The organism is Pseudomonas sp. GW821-FHT03A09 (genome assembly GCF_059421065.1).
This window is the reverse complement of the sequence record NZ_JBWKUX010000008.1, coordinates 159,425-183,091: the sequence shown is the minus strand read 5'-3', so window position 1 is coordinate 183,091 and position 23,667 is coordinate 159,425. Positions and strand designations below refer to the sequence as shown.

17 protein-coding genes are annotated in these 23,667 nt (G+C 60.1%); 12 read left to right on the top strand and 5 right to left on the bottom strand.

Features of this window, described 5'->3' with window-relative positions; translation table 11 throughout:
• The first annotated feature begins 89 nt into the window (after window positions 1–89).
• The 3 genes from praA to AC07V4_RS16680 all read left to right on the top strand — a co-directional run bounded on the left by praA (window position 90) and on the right by AC07V4_RS16680 (window position 2,863).
• Window positions 90–584: an alkane oxidation protein activator PraA gene (praA, locus tag AC07V4_RS16690; RefSeq protein WP_431753072.1), complete on the top strand. Its 495-nt coding sequence runs from the start codon at window positions 90–92 to the stop codon at window positions 582–584.
• A 134-nt stretch (window positions 585–718) separates the two neighbouring features.
• Window positions 719–1,204 carry an alkane oxidation protein activator PraB gene (gene praB / locus AC07V4_RS16685; protein ID WP_492637515.1) on the top strand — a complete coding sequence of 162 codons (486 nt, stop codon included), beginning with the start codon at window positions 719–721 and terminating at the stop codon, window positions 1,202–1,204.
• 213 nt (window positions 1,205–1,417) lie between these two features.
• On the top strand, window positions 1,418–2,863 hold the full coding sequence (locus tag AC07V4_RS16680) for an outer membrane protein transport protein (RefSeq protein WP_492637514.1): 1,446 nt from the start codon (window positions 1,418–1,420) through the stop codon (window positions 2,861–2,863).
• On the opposite strand, the gene AC07V4_RS16675 is transcribed toward AC07V4_RS16680, so the two are convergent.
• Complete coding sequence (locus AC07V4_RS16675) at window positions 2,822–3,115, bottom strand: hypothetical protein (protein ID WP_493183841.1); 294 nt, start codon at window positions 3,113–3,115, stop codon at window positions 2,822–2,824. The two genes, AC07V4_RS16680 and AC07V4_RS16675, sit on opposite strands and share 42 nt — an antisense overlap.
• A gap of 34 nt (window positions 3,116–3,149) precedes the next feature.
• Between AC07V4_RS16675 and AC07V4_RS16670 the strand changes: the two genes are divergently transcribed.
• From AC07V4_RS16670 to AC07V4_RS16655, 4 genes are all read left to right on the top strand, one after another.
• Window positions 3,150–5,675: an acyl-CoA dehydrogenase gene (locus AC07V4_RS16670; RefSeq protein ID WP_492637513.1), complete on the top strand. Its 2,526-nt coding sequence runs from the start codon at window positions 3,150–3,152 to the stop codon at window positions 5,673–5,675.
• Window positions 5,676–5,833: 158 nt separating this feature from the next.
• Window positions 5,834–7,177 (top strand): 3-oxoacyl-ACP reductase, encoded by a 1,344-nt coding sequence (locus AC07V4_RS16665; protein ID WP_492637512.1) that lies wholly within the window; start codon window positions 5,834–5,836, stop codon window positions 7,175–7,177.
• A 3-nt stretch (window positions 7,178–7,180) separates the two neighbouring features.
• Complete coding sequence (locus tag AC07V4_RS16660; protein ID WP_492637511.1) at window positions 7,181–8,071, top strand: MaoC/PaaZ C-terminal domain-containing protein; 891 nt, start codon at window positions 7,181–7,183, stop codon at window positions 8,069–8,071.
• Window positions 8,068–11,100, top strand: a complete 3,033-nt coding sequence (locus tag AC07V4_RS16655) for an acetyl-CoA C-acetyltransferase (RefSeq protein WP_492637510.1) — start codon at window positions 8,068–8,070, stop codon at window positions 11,098–11,100. The genes AC07V4_RS16660 and AC07V4_RS16655 overlap by 4 nt, the downstream gene beginning before the upstream one ends.
• A 111-nt stretch (window positions 11,101–11,211) precedes the next feature.
• Here AC07V4_RS16655 and AC07V4_RS16650 read toward each other — a convergent pair whose 3' ends face one another.
• Window positions 11,212–12,327, bottom strand: coding sequence for a Gfo/Idh/MocA family protein (locus tag AC07V4_RS16650; protein ID WP_492637509.1), 1,116 nt, complete (start codon window positions 12,325–12,327; stop codon window positions 11,212–11,214).
• Between the two features lie 293 nt (window positions 12,328–12,620).
• Between AC07V4_RS16650 and AC07V4_RS16645 the strand changes: the two genes are divergently transcribed.
• From AC07V4_RS16645 to AC07V4_RS16625, 5 genes are all read left to right on the top strand, one after another.
• A complete protein-coding gene (locus AC07V4_RS16645) occupies window positions 12,621–13,661 on the top strand; it encodes a WD40/YVTN/BNR-like repeat-containing protein (RefSeq protein ID WP_492637599.1) in 1,041 nt (346 codons plus the stop codon).
• 16 nt (window positions 13,662–13,677) lie between these two features.
• Window positions 13,678–16,053: an efflux RND transporter permease subunit gene (locus tag AC07V4_RS16640; RefSeq protein ID WP_492637508.1), complete on the top strand. Its 2,376-nt coding sequence runs from the start codon at window positions 13,678–13,680 to the stop codon at window positions 16,051–16,053.
• Between the two features lie 213 nt (window positions 16,054–16,266).
• On the top strand, window positions 16,267–16,557 hold the full coding sequence (locus tag AC07V4_RS16635) for a DUF5629 family protein (RefSeq protein WP_431751893.1): 291 nt from the start codon (window positions 16,267–16,269) through the stop codon (window positions 16,555–16,557).
• Complete coding sequence (locus AC07V4_RS16630) at window positions 16,544–17,719, top strand: lactonase family protein (RefSeq protein ID WP_492637507.1); 1,176 nt, start codon at window positions 16,544–16,546, stop codon at window positions 17,717–17,719. The genes AC07V4_RS16635 and AC07V4_RS16630 overlap by 14 nt, the downstream gene beginning before the upstream one ends.
• Before the next feature lie 156 nt (window positions 17,720–17,875).
• Entirely contained in the window at window positions 17,876–18,055 is a 180-nt protein-coding gene (locus AC07V4_RS16625) for a hypothetical protein (RefSeq protein WP_431751267.1), read from the top strand.
• Between the two features lie 126 nt (window positions 18,056–18,181).
• Here the strand turns inward: AC07V4_RS16625 and AC07V4_RS16620 are convergent, their stop codons facing one another.
• Genes AC07V4_RS16620 through AC07V4_RS16610 form a run of 3 tightly spaced genes read right to left on the bottom strand, consistent with a single transcriptional unit; the run spans window position 18,182 to window position 23,648 of the window.
• Entirely contained in the window at window positions 18,182–18,775 is a 594-nt protein-coding gene (locus AC07V4_RS16620; protein ID WP_492637506.1) for a glutathione S-transferase, read from the bottom strand.
• Window positions 18,772–22,410 (bottom strand): AAA family ATPase, encoded by a 3,639-nt coding sequence (locus AC07V4_RS16615; RefSeq protein ID WP_492637505.1) that lies wholly within the window; start codon window positions 22,408–22,410, stop codon window positions 18,772–18,774. The genes AC07V4_RS16620 and AC07V4_RS16615 overlap by 4 nt, the downstream gene beginning before the upstream one ends.
• Window positions 22,407–23,648, bottom strand: a complete 1,242-nt coding sequence (locus AC07V4_RS16610) for an exonuclease SbcCD subunit D C-terminal domain-containing protein (RefSeq protein WP_492637504.1) — start codon at window positions 23,646–23,648, stop codon at window positions 22,407–22,409. Before AC07V4_RS16610 ends, AC07V4_RS16615 begins: the two co-directional genes overlap by 4 nt.
• Window positions 23,649–23,667: the final 19 nt, after the last annotated feature.

The following is a 23,667-nucleotide window of genomic DNA, read 5'->3' as shown; positions in this document are numbered from 1 at the left end:
CGCAGGTTCCGATTGCCCAAGGTTTACCGATTGAATGCAAGTGAGTGGTTTGACCCTACAAAAATAATTTCAAGGGAAGGACGTACACCATGCAAGCACCTGCCAAGTTCACGAGCCATATCATACTGGCTGCCCTGGGTCTGATCGTTTATCACCAGGCCCAGGCCGCGCGTATCGAGCCTGCGGGCAGCACCTTTACGGCCCAAGGCCCCATCAGCTTTTCCAAAGGCGCACTGATCAGCGCCGACTGCACTATCAAGGTGGCCGGCAAAGTTGCCGCCGATGGCACTTCGGTGAATGTCGATAAAGTTGAATTCGATGGCGGCCTTAAATGCAGCCGTGTTGAAGCCATCAATTTACCGTGGGTATTAATCGCCAAAGATACCAAAAGCGGTTCCATGTCGAAGATCAGTGTGGATGTCCATGCCTTCGGCCTGGGCGGCAAGTGCGGTCCTTCGACAGCCGACGGCACTTGGGACAACGCCACCGGTAAGTTGGAAGCTGCCAATGTACCGATTGGCGACGACTGCAAGATCAAGACGGTATCGATAAAGATGCCGCCAAACTTCAAAGTGGTCGAATAAACAAAGTTGGAAGAATCCGTGGTAGTCGAATTGAGATTTGGCTGGATAGAGAAGTTCTGCTGTTTCACCGTGACCTCTCTATCTTGGCCATTACCCCTGGCGAAATAACTCGCCATTACATGTGAGGAAAAACAATGAAAAGCTTGAAAACCCTCGTTTGTGTAGCTTCTTTTGCAATGTGCTTTGGCGCGGCCTCGATGGCCAATGCTGCCTGGATTTCGCCGGAAGGGGCGTTCAGTACTTCACCAGGTACTATCAAAGTGAAATCGCCTTCTTCCTTCGGTGCGGAAGTGACTTGCGGTATTACCTTTACTGGCACCGTTACAGGTGGCGTCGCCTCGATCACTGGTGCCACCTTGACGGGTGGGGGCCTGTGCGCTCTGCCTAAACTGACCAACATCCCTTGGACCCTGTATGCCGGCAGTGCTACCACCGGCACAGTGACCAACGTTGGCTACGACATCACCTCGATTCCGTCCACCCACTGTGGTCCTACCCCCATCAGTGTGGCGTGGAATCCAGGTACCAAGACCTTGTCCGCCACGAACCAGGCGCTGACCGGCGGCTGCACCGTGACCTCCCTTAGCGTGGACGCACCTTCGCTGACAGTTAATCCATAAGCCGTCTCTCCTCAGGGCTGATCACCCCACACTTCAGGTGCCTCTTCAGAGGCACCTGTCCGGGCGCGAGAAGCCAGCGTGCATGGGATCGGTTATCAGGGGGGTAGGTGATGCAAAGCATTTTGAGCGTAGCGTGTCCGGGCTGGGTGTTAGTTGATTTTGAAGTGCTTTCATCCATGGCAGGGACCGGTCGTGAATAATAAGGAGTGCCGCATGAATAATAAGAAACAACACGCCCACACGTTACTGGGGCTGGCTCTGTTGGGAGGTCTGATGACCACTGGGTATGTCCAGGCGGGCGGATTCTCCACACCTACCTATGGGGCTCCCGGCTGGGGCCGTGCATTCGGTGGGGGATCACTGTTCAAGAATGATCCCAGTGCCGCGTACAACAACCCGGCAGCCATGGCCTTCATCGATACGACCATCGTGCAACAGACCGTCGATTACGCTCGGGTCAAGATCAAATACTCCGGCCAAGCCTACGATCACAATGGTAATCCGGTGACCAACACGCCAGTGCTGGATGACCAAGGCAACCTGGGCGACCCTGTCCTCAATACCAATAATGGTGGCCAAGGAGGCTTTACCGCATGGCTGCCAACGGGCTTTATGGTAATGCCGATCGGCGACCGATTCGCTTTTGGCCTAAGCCAGGTTGTGCCTCAGGGCATGAAGAGCACATGGAACGAAAATTCAAAGCTGCGGGATTTTGCTGTCGACACCAAAATCGAGACCGTCGGCCTGACAGGCTCGCTGTCGTTCAAAGTCAATGATGAGTTTTCGGTCGGTGCTGGCGCCATTGTTCAGCGCAGCCAGGGGAATGTCAGCCAGAACGTCGACTTGTTGGCTGCTGCAGATGTCTCTCCAGGGCTAGGGGGACAAGGTTTTCCGTCCGGTGTAGGGCACTCCTTGATACGCGTGAAGGTCGATAACATCTCTGTGGGGTGGTTTGGTGGCGTCGTATGGAAACCGACGCAGCAAGACACACTGGGCTTGAACTACCATGCCAAAATCAAGAATAAGATGACCGGCAAGTACAACTTTTACACGGATGCCATCGGTCGTAACGCGATGACCAATCCGATCGGTCCAAACGGCGAAACATTGGTTGAAATGGCTTATCCGGGCCTCAAGCTATTTCCGGATGGCGCGCATGCCAGTACTCAGTTGGATATTCCTGCCACAGCTGCCATTGACTGGGTCCACCAGTTCAATGATCGCTGGACTCTCGGTGTGAGCGCCCAGTGGACTGAATGGTCTTCGTTCCAAGATCTGACACTCAAGTCTCAGGGAACGACCATTGTGTCCATTCCCTACAACTACAAGAACGCCTGGATGACTTCCATTGGCGGCGATTACAAAGCCACCGATGAACTCACTCTGCGCGCTGGTGTGGCCTACGACCAGACACCTACCCGTAACTCTACCCGAGATCCTCGGATTCCGGACGGTGACCGGTACTTCCTGGCATTCGGTGCCGGCTATGACATCAAGGCCGTGCCTGGTCTGTCGGTAGACGCCGCGTACTCGCACCAGTTTGTCGAGAAGGTCAACTTGAAGACCAAGAACGTGGATCGTCTCGGTGGTGCGCAGTTGGACGGTAAGGCCGAGTCCTCAGGTGACGTTGTCAGCTTGTCGGCTACCTATAAGTTCTAAGTAGTCTGCAAGACAGCGGTGGAGCAGGGTACCCAGCGCATCTGGATGCCCGGCTCCACACGGTCGTGCGTTTCTGACGGGACGCTTTGCGCCCGGTTTCGCTTCCACCTTTTTATCTTTAAGGCTGACTCGCTCAGCCCTTATTTTTTGCGCCAAAGCATTAAATAAAAATTTCAAAACAAAATTTGAATTTATCTTTTCAAGTTTGTAGTGTGGCTCTACGCCGCAGTTCATTTCGATCTGCCCGCGCAACAGCCGTGCCCCTGAATCAAGTAGAGGTATCCCCATGGTTATCTGGTTATTGGCGGGTGTCGCAGCAGCGATTGCCCTGGCATATCGACAAGCCACCGCTGCTCTGTGGCTGGGTGTTGGCCTGGTTTGGCTGGCGATTGGTTACCTGGTCAACGTAGTGGCAGGTTTTGGCGCCACCGTCGCGGCGGTGCTGGTGATAGCGCCCGCGGTGCTGATGACGATCAAACCCCTGCGCCGCACGCTGTTGACCAGCAAGGCGCTAGGCCTGTTTCGCACGATCATGCCGGCCATGTCCGACACCGAACGCGCGGCAATCGAGTCCGGTACCGTATGGTGGGATGCCGAACTATTCAGCGGCAAACCCAACTGGGACCGCCTGCTCAAAGCCGCACCCGCCCGTCTCAGCGCCGAGGAACAAGCCTTCCTCGACAACGAAGTCGAAACTCTGTGTGACATCGCCAACGACTGGGAAACCACCCAGGTCTGGCAGGACATGTCCCCCGAAGGCTGGCAGTACACCAAGGACGCTGGGTTCCTTGGCATGATCATTCCCAAGCAGTACGGCGGCAAAGGTTTCTCCCATTACGCGCACTCGCAAGTGGTGATGAAGCTGTCGACGCGCTGCTCGGCGGCGGCGATTTCGGTGATGGTGCCTAACTCCTTGGGCCCGGCGGAACTGTTGCTGCATTACGGCACCGATGCCCAGCGCAATTACTATTTGCCGCGTTTGGCGCGGGGTGAAGACATCCCATGCTTTGCACTGACCAGCCCCTACGCGGGCTCCGATGCCGGGGCGATCCCGGATTTGGGTATCGTCTGCAAAGGCGTGCACGAAGGTGAGGAAGTGCTGGGTTTCAAAGTGACCTGGGACAAGCGCTACATCACCCTCGGCCCCATCGCCACGGTGCTTGGCCTGGCGTTTCGCGCCGAAGACCCGGACGGTCTGCTCGGCAAGCCGGGTTCGCTGGGCATTACCTGTGCGCTGATTCCTACCACCCATCCGGGCGTGAACAGTGGTCGTCGTCACTGGCCGCTCAACGCTGTATTCCAGAATGGTCCTACCACCGGCAAGGATGTATTCATTCCCCTGGAGTGGGTCATCGGCGGCCGTGAACAAGTCGGCAACGGCTGGCGCATGCTGATGGAGTGCCTGGCCGCCGGCCGCGCGATTTCCTTGCCGTCGGCCAACGTTGGTCTGGGCAAGGTCGCGGTGCGCGGTACCACGGCCTATGCGGCGATGCGCAAACAGTTCGGCCTGCCTATCGGCAAGTTCGAAGGCGTGCAGGCACCGCTGGCACGGATGGCCGGGCATTTGTATGCCTGTGATGCCGTGCGCAAGGTCTCGGTGGCGTCCCTGGATGCTGGCGAGAAACCCTCGGTGATCTCGGCCATCGCCAAATACCACGTCACCGAACGTGCGCGGATCATCGTCAACGACGGCATGGACATCGTCGCCGGCAAAGGCATTTGCATGGGGCCGAACAATTTCCTGGCCCGTGCCTATCAGCAAAGCCCGATAGCAATCACGGTGGAGGGCGCGAACATCATGACCCGTTGCCTGATCATCTTCGGCCAGGGTCTGATTCGCTGCCATCCTTACGTGTTCCGTGAAATGGAAGCGGCACGTAACCCGGATCGGCGCAAAGCACTGGAAGATTTCGACAGTGCGATGTTCGGCCACGTGAGCTTTGTGCTGGCCAACACCGTGCGTGCCGCAGTGCATGCGCTGACCGGCGGGCGGCTGATAGCCGTACCGGCCAAGACCGATCCGGCGCTGGCGTCCTATTACCGTCAGGCCAACCGCCTGTCAGTGGTGCTGGCGTTGATCTCAGACATTTCCATGGGTGTGCTGGGTGGTGCCCTCAAACGCAAGGAAAGTATCACCGGGCGCTTGGGGGATATTCTGTCGCAGTTGTACATCTTGTCCTGCGTGCTCAAGCGTTTTGAGGATGATGGTCGGCCCCAGGCCGACCTGCCGCTGGTGCATTGGTCGGCCCAGGACGCGTTGTTGCGTGCCCATGAGGCCTTGGCCGAAGTGCTCGACAACTACCCGTCGAAAGCCGCTGCGGCCGTGGTGCGTGGCTTGAGTTTCCCGTTTGGCATTCCGCTGCGCAAACCCTCGGACCGCTTGCTGGCACAAGTGGCCGACGTGGTGCAAACCCCGGGTGAAACCCGTGACCGTTTGCTGGCCAATTCCTACATTCCACGCCCGGAAGTCGACAAGCTGGCCTACGGCGAATTGGGCTTCCGTTTACTGCCGCAGGTGGAGCTGATCGAAGCTCGGCTCAAGTCAGCCGTCAAGCAGGGCTTGATCGAGCCGATGCCGATTTCCGCCACGGCCTTCACCGCCTGGCGCGTCAAGGCGCGGGCGCTGGACCTGATCGGCGACGACGAAGACACCTTGCTGGGACGCTATGTGGAATACGCCGACCATGGCATCCAGGTCGACGACTTCCCGCAGGACTTCGGTTTGCTCGAGGCGTTGCAACAGCGTCAACAGGCATTGGAGCCCAAGGCCAAGCGTCGCAACACCCAAAGCGAAAACGCCTCGGTCAACTGAGCAGTACGGAATGAACACGGTCAGTGTGGGAGCTGGCTTGCCTTCGATGCAGACGACTCGGTCTTTTAGAGATACCGAGGCGATGCCATCGCAGGCAAGCCAGCTCCCACAAGAGATCGGATTTACCAGGCAGGATTATGTTGTGAGTGGATCTATCTATGAGTGACAGCTACCTTTCGTTCGTCAACTCCCCCTGGGGCCGTCGCCTGGCCCAGGCCATCGGCCTGCCGCAACCCTTGCCGCTGCAACGTCATCGCAGCGGCCTGCAGGGGCTGGTCAACCCGGTGATCATCGCCGGGGCAGGGCACCTGGTTCCTCGGGTGCAACAGGTCTTCACCGCCACCGACACGGTCGCCGCTACCCCGGCAACCCTCACGGCGCCGTCCACGCTCAAGGTGCAGGGCGCGGTGTTCGACGCCAGTGGCGTGGCGGATGTCGCACAGCTCGACGAGCTTTACCTGTTCTTCCACGCCAACGCCAAGCGCCTTAGCCACCATGGTCGCGTGGTGGTGCTCGGCACCGCGCCAGAACATTGCAAAGACTTGCCCCAGGCCATTGCCCAGCGCGCCCTGGAAGGGCTGGTACGTTCGCTGGCCAAGGAATTGCGACGGGCGATCACCGTGCAATTGATTTACGTGGCGCCGGGTGCCGAAGAGGCGTTGGACAGCAGCCTGCGTTTCTTCCTGTCCCGTCGCTCGGCCTATGTATCGGGGCAAGTGGTGCGTCTGGAAAAAGCGGTGGAAGGCCACGTCACCGTCAATTGGGAAAAACCCTTCGCTGGTCGCCGCGCCTTGGTCACCGGCGCTTCCCGGGGCATCGGCTTGGCGATTGCCCAAGTGCTGGCCCGCGACGGTGCCCATGTGGTGTGCGTCGATGTGCCTCAGGCCCAGGAAGCATTGCAGCAAACGGCCAGCAGCGTGGGCGGGTCGGCTTTGCCGCTGGACATTACCGCAGCGGACGCCGCCGCCTTGTTGCAGGCTCATGCCAGCCAATACGGGGCCTTTGACGTGGTGGTGCACAACGCCGGGATCACCCGCGACAAGACCATCGCCAAGATGTCCGAAGCGGCCTGGCGCGACGTGCTAGCGGTCAACCTGCAAGCGCCGTTGCAATTGAGCGAGGCGCTGCTGAACAGCCAGGGCCTCAACCCGGGCGGGCGTATTGTGTGTGTGTCGTCGATCTCCGGGATTGCCGGCAACCTGGGGCAAAGCAATTACGCCACCTCCAAGGCCGGTGTCATTGGCCTCGTGCAGGGGCTGGCTCCGCGTGCGGCCGCGCAACAGGTCACGGTCAACGCCGTGGCGCCGGGGTTTATCGAAACCCAGATGACCGCGAAGATCCCGCTGATGATTCGCGAAGCGGGGCGGCGTATGAACTCGTTGTCCCAGGGTGGCCAGCCGATCGACGTGGCCGAGACCATTGCCTGGCTGGCGCATCCAGCGTCTGGCGGGGTCAATGGCCAGGTCGTACGTGTGTGCGGCCAAAGCCTACTGGGAGCCTGAGCCATGGACTACGTGACCCAGATCATTGACCCACTGCCGTCGCGTACGCGGCTATTGCTGGACGGCATGCGTGGGCTGCGCAAATCCAAGCTCGACGGCGACCCGTTGCTGCCCAAAGAGCGACTGGTGCGCTCTGCCGTGGAGCTGTCGGCCAATGGCATCGCCGCTTTTGGTCGCGCCTGTGGCTTTCGCCGTGAGCAGGGCGTGCCGCTGTCCTATCCCCATGTGCTGGCGTTTCCCTTGCATTTGATGCTGCTGACTCGGCCAAGCTTCCCGTTCCCGGCCAGCGGCATGGTGCATTTGGCCAATCGCATTCGTCAGCATCAGCGGCTGGAGGAAGGCCAGGCCCTGCGCCTGGAAGTCTACTGCGAGCGCTGGGTTGCCCATCCCAAGGGCCAGGCGCTGAGCATTGCCACCCGCGCCTACAGTGCGGGCACCTTGGTGTGGGAGAGCGACAGCCTGTACCTGCGCCGCGACGTGAGCCATCCCGTCGGCGAACCGTGGGATGACGTGTTGCCGTTGCAGGACGAGGGCCTGTTGCGCACCCAGCGCTGGGTGTTGCCCGCCGACCTGGGCCGACGCTTTGCCCAGGTGTCGGGGGACTTCAACCCGATTCACACCTCGGTGATCGGCGCGAAAATCTTCGGCTTTCGCCGCGCCATCGCCCATGGCATGTGGACCCTGGGCCGCGCACTGGCCGCCCAGCAACCGCCCGGTGGATTGGAGCAGGCGCAAGCGCATTGCGACTTCAAATTGCCGATCTTCCTGCCCGGCCAGGTCGCGCTGTGGAGCCATCCTGTGACCAGCCCACGCCGTGAGTTTGAAGTGCGCAATTTTGCGGGTGATAAACCCCATATGCGCGGCTTGTTTATCTGGAATGAGACCTGTCGATGAGTGACTACAGCTTTAACCCGGCCCAGACCCGTCGCGTGGCGATCATCGGTGGCAACCGTATTCCGTTCGCCCGCTCCAACACGGTGTACGCCCACGACAGCAACCAGGACCTGCTGGTGGCTGCACTGCAAGGCCTGGTCGACCGCTATAACTTGCACGGCCAGCGTTTGGGTGAGTTCGCCGCGGGCGCGGTGATCAAGCATTCGCGGGATTTCAACCTGGCGCGTGAGTCCTTGCTGTCCACCACGTTGTCGCCGCAAACACCCGCCTACGACGTGCAGCAAGCCTGCGGCACAGGTCTGGAAGCAGCCTTGCTGGTGGCCAATAAAATTGCGCTTGGCCAGATCGAAGTGGGCATTGCTGGCGGTTCCGACACCACCTCCGACGCACCCATCGGCATCAATGAGTCAATGCGTCACAGCTTGCTCGCGGCCAACCGCGCCAAAGGCGTGGGCAACAAGGTGAAGGCGTTGCTGAAGGTGCGTCCGTCGATGTTCTTCAAACCACTGCTGCCGCGTAATGGTGAGCCGCGCACGGGTTTGTCCATGGGCGAGCACTGTGAAGAGATGGCCAAGCGTTGGCAGATCAAACGCCTGGCACAGGATGAACTGACCCTCACCAGTCACCAGCGTCTGGATGCCGCTTACCAGCGCGGCTTCTTCGATGACCTGATCAGCCCCCATCGCGGCCTGGCGCGGGATAACAACCTGCGCGCCGACACGAGCCTGGAAAAACTCGCCGGCCTGGCCCCGGCCTACGACCGACAAGACGGTACGCTCACGGCGGGCAACTCCACGCCGCTGACCGATGGCGCCTCGGTGGTGTTGTTGGCCAGTGAAGAATGGGCGGCCGCCAAGGGGTGGCCGGTGCTGGCCTACCTGCGCACTGGCGAAACTGCAGCGGTGAATTTTGTCGACGGCACTGAAGGCTTGCTGATGGCCCCGGCCTACGCGGTGCCGCGCATGCTCAAGCGCGAAGGCCTGAGCTTCAGTGACTTTGATTTCTTCGAGATCCACGAAGCCTTTGCTGCCCAGGTGTTGTGCACGCTCAAGGCCTGGGAAGACGCCGATTATTGCCGCGAACGTCTAGGCTTGGATGCACCGCTGGGCGCCATTGATCGCGCCAAGATGAACGTCAACGGCGGCTCGCTCGGCTGCGGCCACCCCTTTGCAGCCACTGGAGGCCGGCAATTGGCGGCGCTGGCCAAGATCATCCATGAGAACGGCGGCGGGCGCGGCCTGATTTCCATCTGCGCGGCAGGCGGGCTGGGCATTACTGCCATCGTCGAGAGTAGCTCTATCAAAAACAACAACAAGGAGACTGCCATGAACGCTGTAAGCCTGGAACAAGCCGAACGGGTCTGGTTGAACGCTTACTTGCCCGGCGTGCCGGCCGACATCGACGCCGGTATCGAGGACTACCCGTCGCTGCGCGAGGTGTTTCTGGAGCACCTGGACAAATTCCGCGAGCGGGTCGCCTATGTCAGCATCGGCACCGAAATGACCTACGCCGATTGGCAGGTGCAAGGTACGGCGTTTGCCGCCTGGCTGCAGGGCCAGGGGGTGAAGAAAGGCGACCGCGTGGCGCTGATGATGCCCAACTGCCTGCAATACCCGATCTGCCTGTTGGGCACGATCCTGGCCGGCGCGGTGGTGGTCAACGTCAACCCGTTGTACACCTCCCATGAGCTCAAGCATTTGCTCAAGGACAGCGAAGCTGAAACCGTGGTGATCTTCGAAAACTTCGCCCACACCCTGGAAAAGGTCATCACCGGCAGCAGCGTCAAGCGCGTGGTGATCGCCGCCATCGGCGATTTGCTCGGCACCTTCAAGGGCGCGGCGATGAACTTCATCCTGCGCAGCGTGCAGAAACAGGTGCCGGCGTTCAAGCTGCCAGGGGCGCTGCGCTTCAATCAGGTGCTGAAGCAGGGGCGGGCACAGCATCATTCTCCTGTCACGATGGCCCTCGACGACCTGGCCTTCCTGCAGTACACCGGTGGCACCACGGGCGACGCCAAGGGCGTGATGCTCAGCCATCGCAATATCATCGCCAACCTGCTGCAAGCCAAGGCGTGGGTCGGTGATCAATTGGACCAGACCCAGCAGGAAACCAACGTCACCTTGCTGCCGCTGTACCACATCTTTTCCCTGACGGTGAACTGCCTGATGTTCATGTGCCTGGGCGGGCGCAACATCCTGATTGCCAACCCACGGGATGTGAAGCGGGTGCAGATGATCCTGCGCAAGGAGCGCTTCAACGGCATCGCTGGAGTCAACACGTTGTTCAATGGCTTGCTGGAGAACAAGGAGTTCTGCGCACGGGACTTTTCCGCGCTGCGCATGGTGATCGCCGGCGGCATGGCCACCCACACGGCGGTGGCCAAGCGTTGGAAGGAAGTGACCGGGTTGCCGATCATCGAAGGCTACGGCCTCACCGAGTGCTCGCCGGTGGTAAGCATCAGCCCCATCGACATTGCGCGCATGCGCGAGATGGAGTTCACCGGCAGTATCGGCGTGCCGTTGCCGTCGACCTGGGTGCGGTTTATCCGCGAGGATGGCGAGCTGGCCGATATCGGTGAACAAGGTGAGCTGCAAGTACGCGGTCCGCAGGTGATGCAGGGTTACTGGAAGCGACCCAAGGAAACCGCCGAAGTGCTGGATAGCGACGGCTGGTTGTCGACCGGCGATATCGGTGTGATGGACGACCGTGGCTATATTCGACTGGTCGACCGCAAGAAAGACATGATCCTGGTCTCGGGTTTCAACGTGTACCCCAATGAAATCGAAGACGTCGTGGCGTTGCATCCGGGTGTGGGCGAGGTGGCGGCCATCGGTGTGGAAGATCCCGTGAGCGGGGAAAAGGTGAAGATCATCGTGGTGCGCAAAGACCCGAACCTGACGCAGGAACAAATCCTAGCGCATTGCCGGGAGTATCTGACGGGGTACAAGGTGCCGAGGTATGTGGAGTTTCGCAGTACCGAATTGCCCAAGACCACCGTGGGTAAAGTCCTTCGTCGGGCCTTGCGCTAGTTTGAACGATTAGGTGATCCAACTGTGGGAGCTGGCTTGCCTGCGATAGCGGTGTATCAGTCACACCGCCATCGCAGGCAAGCCAGCTCCCACAGGGTTCGGTGGTGTGGTTTAGAGAGCGTTTACTGTTACCCAGCGTTCTTCACGGGCAGCCACACGAATCGCCGTCGCCAACCGCTCCACCGCCCATGCCGCTTCGAAGTCAGTGCCATCCGCGCCTTGACCCGCCATGGCCATGATCAACTCCTGCACCTCCAACGTCTTCAATTCGTTGTAGCCCAACTGATGCCCCGCCGCCGGGCTGAACGCCGCGTAGCCGGGCAGGGCGGGGCCGGCCAGCAGGCGTTGGAAACCGTCCTGGCCGACACGGCACAGGCGAAGTTCATTCAAGCGTTCCTGGTCGAAGGCCAACGTGCCTTTAGTCCCGCTGATCTCAAAGCTCAGGTGGTTCTTATAGCCATGCTTGAGCCAACTGCTGCTCACCGTGCCACGTGCGCCGTTGGCGAAACGCAGCAGGGCGTGCACCTGGTCGTCTACCTCGATGGTTTTCAGCTCGCTGCTGCCGGGTGCGGCAGGGCGTCGGGCGTGCACGGTGTGGGTATCGGCGCACACGCTGACCACATCGCCCACCAGGTAATGCGCCATCGACAGCAGGTGGCTGCCCAAGTCAGCCAGCGTACCGCCGGCATGGGCGACTTCGCAGCGCCATGACCAGGGTGAGGCGGGGTCGGCCATGAAGTCTTCGCTGAACTCGCCCTGGAAGCTGATGATCTCGCCCAATTCGCCATTGGCAATCATCTGCCGCGCCAAGCTGATCATCGGGTTGTGCTGGTAGTTGTAGCCGACTCGTGTCACGACCCCGGCGGTGCTGGCCGCGCGGCGCATGGCATCGGCCTGCTCTAGGCTCACGGCCAGGGGTTTCTCGCAGTACACCGCCTTGCCCGCCGCAATGGCGGCCATGGCCATGGGGTAGTGCAGATGATTGGGGGTGGTGATGGCCACCACATCGACCTTGGGGTCATTGATCAACGCCTGCCAGTCGCCATGGGCCTGGGCAAACCCCCAGGCGGTGGCGCAGCGCTGTGCGCGTTCGGTGTCGGCATCGGCCAGGGCGGCCAGCTTGAGGGTGACCGGTAATTCGAATACCGCACGGGCATTGTTGAACGCCAATGCATGGGCGCGGCCCATGAAGCCTGTGCCGATCAAGCCGATTCCGAGTTCACGCATAGCCGTGGTCCTTTGGATTATTGTTTTCAGGAATGGCATTAATGGAATAAATATTCCCAAAATTCAATAGGTGGAATAAAAATTCATTAATCAGTCAGGGTAATGCAGCGATATTCAGGGCAATGCCAAATGCCATCAGTTAACAAAAGATAACGTAGCGCCGATTGTCAGACGATTCGAAAGCCCGATAGGATGGCCCCTGCTTCCGCCAGACGCTCTAGATTGCAGGTTTCAGCGCCGAGGAAAGCCCCTAACAATAATAAATGGGAGAAAGGTCTATGAGTGAGCCTGTCATGGGTTGGGTTGTTTGCCGCCCACGCGCCGCACGCAGGGTTGCGATGCTGGCCACAGCGCTCTCGCTGTTTGGAGCCGTCGCGTTGCCGACTGCCGTCCACGCCGCCAGCGATACCCCCGCCGCCGCGGTGTTTGCGATTGAATCCCCCAGGGCCTCCAAGGGCCTCATGATCGATGTGGTACATGCCGGCAAACGCCTGGTGGCGGTCGGTGACCGTGGGCACATCCTCTATTCCGATGATCAGGGCAGCACCTGGACCCAAGCCAAGGTCCCCACCCGGCAGCTGCTTACTGCAGTATTTTTCGTCGATGACAAGCAAGGTTGGGCGGTAGGCCATGATGCGCAGATTCTTGCCAGCACCGACGGCGGCGCCACCTGGGCCCAGCAATATCAAGACCTCAAACGCGAAGCGCCGCTGCTTGATGTCTGGTTCAAAGACACCAGCCACGGCCTGGCCGTCGGTGCCTACGGTGCGTTGATCGAAACCAACGACGGCGGCAAGACCTGGGAAGACGTCAGCGACCGCCTCGACAACGAAGACCAATACCACCTCAACGCCATCGCCCACATCAAGGACGCCGGCCTGTTCATCGTCGGTGAACAGGGCAGCATGTTCCGCTCCCGCGACGACGGTCAGACCTGGGAAAAACTTGAAGGCCCTTATGAGGGATCGCTGTTTGGCGTGATCGGTACTGCCCAGCCGCAAACCCTGTTGGTCTATGGCCTGCGTGGCAACCTGTACCGCTCTGTGGATTTCGGCAGCACCTGGGAGCAGGTGGAGTTGAACGCAGCGCGTGGGGCGTTGGAGTTCGGACTGTCGGGCGCTACGTTGCTGGATGGCGGCGCCATCGTCGTGGTCGGCAACGGTGGCAGCGTGGTGGTCAGCCATGACGACGGGGTGACCTTCAGTGTGTTCAACCGTCCGGATCGCATTTCGCTGTCGTCTGTCACGGCAGCAGGCAATGGCAACTTGATTCTGGCTGGGCAGGGTGGCGTTCGTGTTGCTACGCCGACTGGCGCAGAACTCGTAAAACAATAATAAGGGCGGGGAAAGAATGAGCAGTCATCACAACGATAAAGCGACCCTTCTTGAGCGCCTGATCTTCAACAACCGCCCGGCAGTGATCGTGATCTGCCTGCTGGTGAGTATCTTCCTGTTCTGGCAGGCGACCTTGATTCGCCCGTCCACCAGCTTTGAAAAGATGATCCCCCTCAAGCACCCCTTCATCGAAAAGATGATGGAGCACCGCAATGACCTGGCCAACCTGGGCAACACGGTGCGGATATCGGTGGAAGCCAAGGACGGTGACATCTTCACTAAGGAATACATGGAGACCCTGCGTCAGATCAACGACGAGGTGTTCTACATCTCCGGCGTCGACCGCTCGGGCCTGAAGTCACTGTGGAGCCCCAGCGTGCGCTGGACCGAAGTGACCGAAGAAGGTTTTGCCGGCGGTGAAGTGATCCCACAGAGCTACAACGGCTCACCGGAAAGCCTCGATCAGTTGCGCAATAACGTGCTCAAGTCCGGCCAGGTCGGGCGCCTGGTGTCTAATGACTTCAAGTCGAGCATCGTCGATATCCCATTGCTGGAGTCTTACCCGGACCCGCAGGACCAGGGCAAGCTGCTGGCCCTGGACTACCGCAAGTTCTCCCATGAACTTGAAGACAAGATCCGCGATAAATTCGAAGCGCAGAACCCTAACGTCAAGATTCATATCGTCGGTTTCGCCAAGAAGGTCGGCGACTTGATCGATGGTTTAGTGATGGTGGTGATGTTCTTCGGCGTCGCGTTCGTCATCACCCTGATTCTGCTGCTGTGGTTCACCAACTGCCTGCGTAGCACCATCGCAGTGTTGAGCACGACGTTGGTGGCGGTGATCTGGCAACTGGGGTTGATGCATTTTTTCGGTTTCGGCCTCGATCCGTATTCGATGCTGGTGCCGTTCCTGATTTTCGCCATCGGTATTTCCCACGGCGTGCAGAAGATCAACGGCATCGCCCTGCAATCCAGTGAGGCTGACAACGCTCTGACGGCGGCGCGCCGCACATTCCGGCAACTGTTCTTGCCGGGGATGATCGCGATTCTTGCCGACGCCGTGGGCTTCATTACGTTGCTGATCATCGATATCGGCGTGATCCGTGAGCTGGCCATCGGCGCGTCCATCGGCGTGGCGGTGATCGTGTTCACTAACCTGATCCTGCTGCCGGTGGCGATTTCCTATGTCGGCATCAGCAAGCGCGCCATCGCCAAGAGCAAGAAAGACGCGAATCGCGAACACTCGTTCTGGCGCCTGTTGTCGAACTTTGCCAGCGCCAAAGTCGCGCCGGTGTCGATCCTGCTCGCGCTGGTCGCCTTTGGTGGCGGTCTCTGGTACAGCCAGAACCTGAAGATCGGCGACTTGGACCAGGGGGCGCCGGAACTGCGTCCGGACTCGCGCTACAACAAGGACAACAACTTCATCATCAGCAACTACTCCACCAGCTCCGATGTGCTGGTGGTGATGGTCAAGACCAAGGCTGAAGGCTGCTCGCGCTATGAAGCCATGGCTCCCATCGATCAGTTGATGTGGAAGATGCAGAACACCGAAGGCGTGCAGTCGGCGATCTCGCTGGTCACTGTCTCCAAGCAGATGATCAAGGGTATGAACGAGGGCAACCTGAAATGGGAAACCCTGTCGCGCAACCCCGACGTGCTGAACAACTCCATCGCCCGTGCCGATGGCCTGTACAACAACAACTGTTCGCTTGCCCCGGTGCTGGTGTTCCTCAACGACCACAAGGCCGAGACCCTCGACCGTGCGGTGCACGCGGTGCAGGACTTCGCCAAGGAAAACAACAAGGACGGCCTGGAGTTCATCCTCGCCGCCGGTAACGCCGGGATCGAGGCGGCCACCAACGAGGTGATCAAGGAGTCGGAACTGACCATCCTGATCCTGGTGTACCTGTGCGTGGCCACCATGTGCATGATCACCTTCCGCTCGTGGGCAGCGACCTTGTGCATCGTGCTGCCGCTGGTGCTGACCTCGGTGCTGGGTAACGCGCTGATGGCGTTCATGGGGATAGGCGTCAAGGTCGCGACCCTGCCGGTGGTGGCATTGGGCGTGGGGATCGGCGTGGACTACGGCATCTACATCTACAGCCGTTTGGAAAGCTTCCTGCGCGCTGGCCTGCCATTGCAAGAGGCGTACTACCAGACGCTCAAGTCCACCGGTAAAGCGGTGCTGTTCACCGGCCTGTGCCTGGCGATTGGCGTGTGCACCTGGATCTTCTCGGCCATCAAGTTCCAGGCCGACATGGGCCTGATGCTCACCTTCATGCTGTTGTGGAACATGTTCGGCGCGCTGTGGCTGCTGCCGGCGCTGGCACGGTTCCTGATCAAGCCTGAGAAACTGGCGGGGCAGAAGGGTAACTCACTGTTCGCTCACTGATTCAACTTGTGGGAGCTAGCTTGTGTGGGAGCTGGCTTGTCGAATCGTCGCACCGCTGCGATGGCATCACCGCGGTGCGACTAACCCACCGAGGTGCCTGCATCGCGGGCAAGCCCGGCTCCCACACAAGCCCGCACACATTGGGTCCTGCGTTCAACCTATCTGTTCCAGCGTGGGCTATCATTGGCGCTTTCCCGAAGATGATTGACTGCCATGACTGCCGACACCCTGACCTCCGTCCTTGCCACCAGCGATATGCTGGAAATCGATGGGCTGCACGCTTTCGAGTTCAGCCTCGATGAGCAGAAGCTGCTGATCATCGCCATGGACGGCCGTGCTGAAAAACGTTGGAGCTTCAGCCTGGAACAGGTTCAAGCAGCCACCTTCGACGACACCTTGCAAAGCTGGACCCTTACCGGTGATTCGGGCGAGCACCGCTTGATCTGCTTGAGCGCCTTCACCGGCAACAATAACGACGAGGATGAAGCGGATGATGATGCGTAAATTCTGGCCCCTGCTGATGGCGGGCAGTGTCGGTGCAATGTCGGTGCAAGCCGCGCCCGCCGATACCTATGAACTGTTGGTCGGCAGCTATACAGCCGGTACCAGCGAGGGGATCTACCGCCTGCAGTTTGACAGCCGTACCGGCCAGTTCAGCGGCAAGCCGGTATTGGCGGCCAAGACGGCCAACCCGTCCTGGCTGACGATCTCCAAGGACCAGAAACACCTGTTCGTGGTCAATGAGAACGGACCAGGCCAGAAAGACCCGGTCGGTCGTGTCAGCAGCTATAGCATCGACCCGCAAAGTCATCAGCTCACCCTGATCAACCAGGTACAGAGCCTGGGCAACGAGCCGACCCATTCCAGCGTGGCCGCCGATGGGCGTTACCTGTTCGTCGCCAACTATTCGGTACTGGAAGACCCGGGCGGCAGCCTGGCGGTCCTGCCGGTGGACGCCACCGGCAAATTGTCGGCCCCGGTGCAATTGAGCGCGCACCCAGCCAGCCGCGTGAACCCTGAGCGCCAGGCATCCAACCACGTGCATTCGGTGGTGTCGTCGCCGGACGGCAAGTACGTGTTCGTTCAAGACCTGGGGGCGGACAAGGTGTTTGCCTACCATTACGACCCCAAGGCTAACCATGAGCTGCCGTTGACTGCGGCCAATCCGGCCTCGGTGCCATTGCCACCGGGCAGCGGTCCGCGTCATTTGCTGTTCAGCGCCGATGGCAAACACGCTTGGTTGACCACCGAGATGAGCGCCCAGGTCGCTGTGTTCGACTACAACGATGGCAAGCTCAGCCAGACCCAACTGGTGGATTTCGCTGCCGGGCAACCGGTGTCCGACAAGGCCGGCGCGGCGTTGCATGCGTCCAGCGATGGTAAGTTCCTGTACGTGAGCAATCGTGGTACCGCCAACCAGATGCTGGTGTTCAGCATTGACCCGGCCACTGCGCACCTCAAGGAAATCCAGCGCCGTTCCGTGGAAGGCGACCACCCGCGGGAGTTCAGCCTGGACCCGAGCGGCAAGTTCCTGCTGATCGCCAACCAGAAAAGCAACGAAATCGTGGTGGTCGAACGTGATCCCAAGACCGGCTTGCTGGGCAAAACCGTGCAAAAATTGCCGATCGATGCCCCCAGCGACCTCAAGTTCCTAGTGCGTCAATAAGCCACAGGCCCCGTACGGCGGGGCCTGACCCTTTCTATTAATTCGATTAATAGCGGCTACTGTTTCAAAGCATTTTTAAGGTTCAACCCTCGGGCGTAAGTTTGGTTCCAAGGTCTTCCCAGGCCACCTAACCAAACGAACACAAGGGTTACCGCCATGAACTTCAATCTCTTCTCGATCATCGCCGCTTCTGCTGTTTCCGCCACCGTGGCCCTGCCTGCTGCCGCCAGCGTGGAAGTCACCGGCAAAAAATCCAGCACCACTGCCTACACCCAGAAATACCTGCAACAGAGCGCCAACTTCTATGCCGCACTGGATCACAAGACTCAGCAGTGAGCTTGAGCTGAGTGACGGTCAAATGTGGGAGCTGGCTTGCCTGCGATGAAATCAACTCGGTGTATCAGTTGGATCGAGTCGTCAGCATCGCAGGCAAGCCAGCTCCCACATTTGATTGTGTTGGGCTCAAGCTTTGGCCATCACCGCGATGAACAGCGCTGAATCTAGAAAGTGCTGAAGCCAAACCTGCAACCGCTTATACGACGTACCGGCAAACCACACTCGATCCACATGGGCAAACTGACGCACAAACGGCGCCAGTGCAGCATCCGCCAGGGTCAGGTGGTCGGCCATCAGGTAATCCCGTTCTGCCAACAAACCCTCCAGCTTCTGCAAGAACACCTCGCCCTCGGCCCGATAATGTTCCATCGGGTGCTCCGGATAGCGTTCGGCGTACTTGTATCGATTCAAGTGATGTTTGAACACCTGGTCATTCTCGGCAACCAGCGCCAGCACCGCTGGATCACCTTGCAGCAGCCAATCATCAGGGTCGTGCTGCGTCAGCGCCCATTGCATGATCTCCAGGCTTTCCTCGATCACACGACCCTCCGCGCTCAAGACCGGCACCGTGCCCTTGGGCGACAGGGCCAGCATCTCGGCCGGCTTGGCCTTGAGGCTGACCTCGACGATCTGCACCGGCACGCCTGAATAGCGCAAGGCCAGGCGCGCTCGCATCGCATACGGGCAGCGCCGAAACGAATACAGCAACGCCTCGCTCACTTGACCTCCAGGGTGCTCAAGCCGTTGCCCTGGCGTTTGACCTGGATCTGCACCGGGATGCGCTCATGCATTTCCTGTACGTGGGAAATCACGGCCACCTTGCGCCCCTGGGCCTGCAAACCGTCCAACGCGTCCATCGCCAGTTGCAGTGACTCGGGATCAAGGCTGCCGAAGCCTTCGTCGATAAATAGCGACTCAATCTTCAACGTGCTGGACGCCATCGAGGCCAGGCCCAAGGCTAGCGCCAATGACACCAGGAACGTCTCACCCCCGGACAACGAGTGCACCGAGCGCAGCTCATCACCCATTTCCGTGTCCATCACCAACAGCCCCAGCATGCTGCCGCCGCGCTTGAGACGGTAACGGCGCACCAGTTGACGCAATTGCACGTTGGCGTGGTGCACCAGCAAGTCGAGGTTGTAGGCCTGGGCGATCTTGCGGAAGGTGTCGCCGGTGGCTGAGCCGATCAGTGCATTCAACCGCGCCCAGCGCTGCCATTCGTCATAGGCCTGGGCGATTTGCTCGGCCAGCGCATGATTGGCGTCCTGACGTCGCTGATCCTCGACCTGCCGTGCGCGCAGCTCCGCGCAGTGCCTCTCGCCCTCGGCCAGTTGCTGATTGAGGGCGGCGAGGGTGCTGTCCAACTGCTCGGCTTCCAGATTGCCGTTGTGCTGGGCCTGGTGTTCGGCAAGACGCTGTTCGCGCTCCTGCAACAGCACCTTGGCCTGCTCGACAGCTTTTTCGCTGTGTTGCACCTGCTGGCGCAGTACGCTGACCGCATTGCTATCGAATGCCAACAAGCGTGTGAGGCCGTCATCATCCAGTTCAGGATGCAGCGCACGCCATTCGCCCAAGCGCTCGCTGAGGGTGTGTTGCTCGGTGGTCAGCGCTTGCTGGCGTTCCTGCTGGGCCTTGAGGTCGGCAGCCAACTGAGTCAAAGCGTTGCGGATGTCTTGCAGTTGTTGGTTGGCGTCGGCCTCGTGCTGACGGGATTGCGCGACGGCCTGATCCACCTGTTGCTGCCACTGTTCGGCGCTAGGGGACTCGCCCAACAACGCGCTGAGTGTTGCCTGGGACGCTTGCTGCTGGGCGGCCAGCTCGGTGACCTGCTGATGCAGCACGTCCAGTTGTTGCTGGCGATGTTGCTGATGGGTTTGTTCTTTTTCGATGGCTTGCCGACGTTCTTGCTGCTCGGCCTGTTCATCGCGCTGATGACCCAATTGTTCAAGGCGCTGGCTGACCTGTTGGTCCAACTGCATAAAGGTCGCGGCCGGCTCGCGGCGCAGACCTTCCAGGGTCGCGGTAGGCAGCACGCTGGCGAAGGCACTGAGTTCTTCTTCAAGCCGGTCACGGTCGCTGGACAGCTCGCGTTGCTGGTCCACCAGCAACTGGCGGGCTTGCTGGCTCGCCTCCTGGGCGGCTTGCAGTTGCTGCTGCAGGCGCCCGGCATTGTGTTGCAGGTTGAGCAGGGCGCCCTGGCGTTGTTCGTCCTGGGTGATGCTTTGCGTGAGCTGGTTGAGTTGTTGGGCCAGCCAGGCGCTACGTTGTGCAGTGTCCTGATTGAACAGCGAGGCGGACAATGGATGCGCCGCAAGGCTGGGCTTCAGTGCCAGTTGTTGCGTGGCCAACTGCTCCTGCTGTTGCAGGAATTCCTTTTGCTGGGCGATCAAGCCACCCACTTCGCCACGCAGCTCGGTCAGTGTCTCCTTGAGGGTGTCGACAGCTTTCTGCGCCGTGGCCTCTTCGTTTTCGTCATGGCGGCCAAGACTTTGCAGCAACGCCTCAGGCTGGTGGTAGGGATGCTCATGGCTGCCACACACCGGGCACGGCTGGTCATCCTGTAACTGCTCGCGCAACTCCTCGACGCTGGCACTGCGGGCCAGACGCTGGCGTTCGAGCAATTGCTTGGTCACCGTCAGGGTATGCTCAGCCACGGCGAGTTCGGCCTTGGCTTGTAGGCCGGTGTGGTTCAGCTTCTCGCGCTGTTGTTGGGCATCGGCGAGTTTTTGCGTCAGTGCATCGCTCTGTTGATCCAGCTGTTGCTGGTTGTCCCACAGCCGTGTGAGGTCTTCGAAGGCGCGTTGTTGCTTGCGATTATCCTGCAGCAGGCTGGCAAGCAACTGGATCTGCTCGGCCACGGCATGGGGCTCGGCACCGGCTTCCTGATACAACAGGTCCAACGCCTCACGCTGCTGGGCAAACTGCGCGGCGGCGGTGGTGGCACCCTGTTCCAACTGCGGCAGCTCGGCCTGGCCTTTGTTCAGGCGGTTGCCGATCAGCATCAGCTGTTGCAGGCGGTCGCGGTAAGCGGTCCAGGCATCACTCAGCGGTGCGAGGGCGCTGCTGCGTTCAAGCTCGGCGGCCAAGTGTTGCAGGCGTTCGCCTACCTGGGTCTGTTTTTCCAGCAATCCATTCAGCGCGGTCTGACCCTCAGTGCAGGCGGTTTCCTGCACGTACTGGTCTTCGGTGCGATTGGCGACGTCCTTGCTCAGGCGGGCGAGGGTGTTTTGTTCTTCGAAGGCCTGGCGCAACAACGGTACGGCGTCGGCCTGATGTTTCAGGGCGTCAGTCAACGCCAGTTGCGCGGCTGCTTGTTGCTGCTGTGCCTGCTCCTGGCGGCTATGCAATGTGCTTTGTTGCTCGATGTGCTGCTGAATCTGCACGGCGAGGGGCGCCAGCAAGGTGCCGAGTTCGGCCTGTCGGGCAAAATGATGGCGTTGCGGTGCCAACTGATCCAGGCGGCTTAAATTCTCACGTTGCTGGGCCTGTTCATTCCATTGCTGCTGGGCCTGCTGCAACTGTTCAGCCGCTGCCTGCTGGCGCTCCTGCCATTCGCGCAGCTCCTTGAGCCAGGTGTGCTGCTGCTCAAGCAGCTTGAGCTGGGCTTGCTGGGTCTTGAGTTGCTGCTGGGCCTCGGTCAATTGTTGGTCGAGTTCGGCCCGTACTTCAGGGGCTAATGGCACCACGCCGGTGGCTTGGTCCTGCAACAGCTTGTGGGCCTCCTTGGTGTCCTTGGCCTTGTCGAACGCACGGCGGCCCAGTTGGGTGTAGAGCGCGGTATCGGTGAGCTTTTCCAGCAGTTCGCTGCGCTCGTTGTCGTTGGCCTTGAGGAACGCACTGAACTCGCTTTGTGCCAGCAATACCGCACGGGTGAACTGTTCAAAGTTCAGGCCCAGGGCCAGTTCCAGCTGGGTTTTGTATTCGGTTTTCTGGCTGGCCAGCAGTTGGTCGCTGTCCAGGTCAATCAGGCTTTGCCGACTGTTCTGCAACTTGCCGCTGGCTTTGTCGCGGGCACGATTGGCTTCCCAGCGCGCACGGTATCGGCGGCCGCTGACACCGACGAAATCCACCTCGGCATAACCACCGCCGGTGCCGCGTCGCAGCAGGGTGCGCGGGTCACCGATGGAGATGTCGCTGTCGGCATCCGGCATTTTGGCCTGGCCGGTATCACCCAGGCGTGGCACTGCGCCAAACAACGCCAGGCACAGCGCATCGAGCAAGGTACTTTTACCCGCGCCCGTCGGCCCGGTGATTGCAAACAACCCGGCACTGGCCAGGGGCTCGGCGGTAAAGTCGATTTCAAACGGGCCGGCCAGGGAGGCGAGGTTTTTCAGGCGGATGGCGAGGATCTTCATGGCTGTTCGTCCTCCTGTTGCACTTCCTGGAGCAGCACGGCGAAATCCTTCAAGGTCTGTTCGTCCACTTCGCTGCCGTAACTGTCCTGCCAGGCTCGGCTGAACAACTCCTGGGGCGTGAGCTGGTCGAGTTCAATCAGGCGATCTTCATCGCTGTCTTCGCGGTTGCCTTTGCCCGCATATTCGGCAGCGATGCGCACCAGGCGCACGGCCTTGCCTTGCAGGGCGGTTTCGATTTGCTGGCGCAGGTCCGGTTGTGGTTCGTCAAGGCGCACACGCACTTCCAACCAGGGATGGCGCTGGGTTTCGGCCAGCAGGTCGATGTCAGGCAGGTCCGCCAGTTGCTTGAGAATATCGGCCAGGGGCGCGGCGTCCAGGCGGTGAAGATCGACCGAGCGAGGGATCAAACGGGGTTCGACGCTCACCAGTCGTTCACCCTGGAACATCACGTCGAGAATCTGGTGCTTATAGCCAATTTCGGAAAACGACAGCGGAATCGGTGACCCACTGTAGCGAATGCGTTCCTCGCCGTTCACTTGCTGCGGCTTGTGCAAATGGCCGAGGGCGACATAGGCGACACTTCTATCGAACAGGTTCGCCGGCAGCGCCTCGGCATTGCCGATGATCAGGCTGCGTTCGGAGTCTTCCGACACCGAACCACCGGCCATGTGCGCGTGGCTGATGGCAATCAGCGCCTGGCCTTTCTTGCGTTTGCTGTTGGCGGCGGCGATCAACCGTTCATGCACCTGGCCGATACCGCGCAGGTAGTCGTCCCCCAACTGGGCGCCGGTCACTTCGGCAGGGCGCAGGAAGGGCAGGGCCAGGCACCAGGCGGCGATCTTGCCTTTGGCGTCGGGCAACGGGATCAGCAGGCGCTCGGCGTCGAGCTGGCCGTCATCCAGCCACAGCACGCGACCCAAGGCGTGCGTGCGCAAGCGGCGCATCAGCGGCGCTGGCAATTCAATGCGGGAGCCGGAGTCGTGGTTGCCGGCGATCATCACAATCGTCAGCTTGGGGTTCTGTTCGTGGGCACTGATGATGAAATCGTACAGCCGCTCCTGCGCCTTGAGCGGCGGGTTGACGGTGTCGAAGATATCGCCGGCGATCAGCAGTACATCCGGCAGATCGACTTTTAATTGGCCCAGCAGCCACTCAAGGAAACAGGCGTGTTCGAAGTCGCGTTCCTGGCCGTGGAGGTTTTGGCCCAGGTGCCAGTCGGAGGTGTGAAACAGACGCAAGGCGAACTCCGTAGAATAG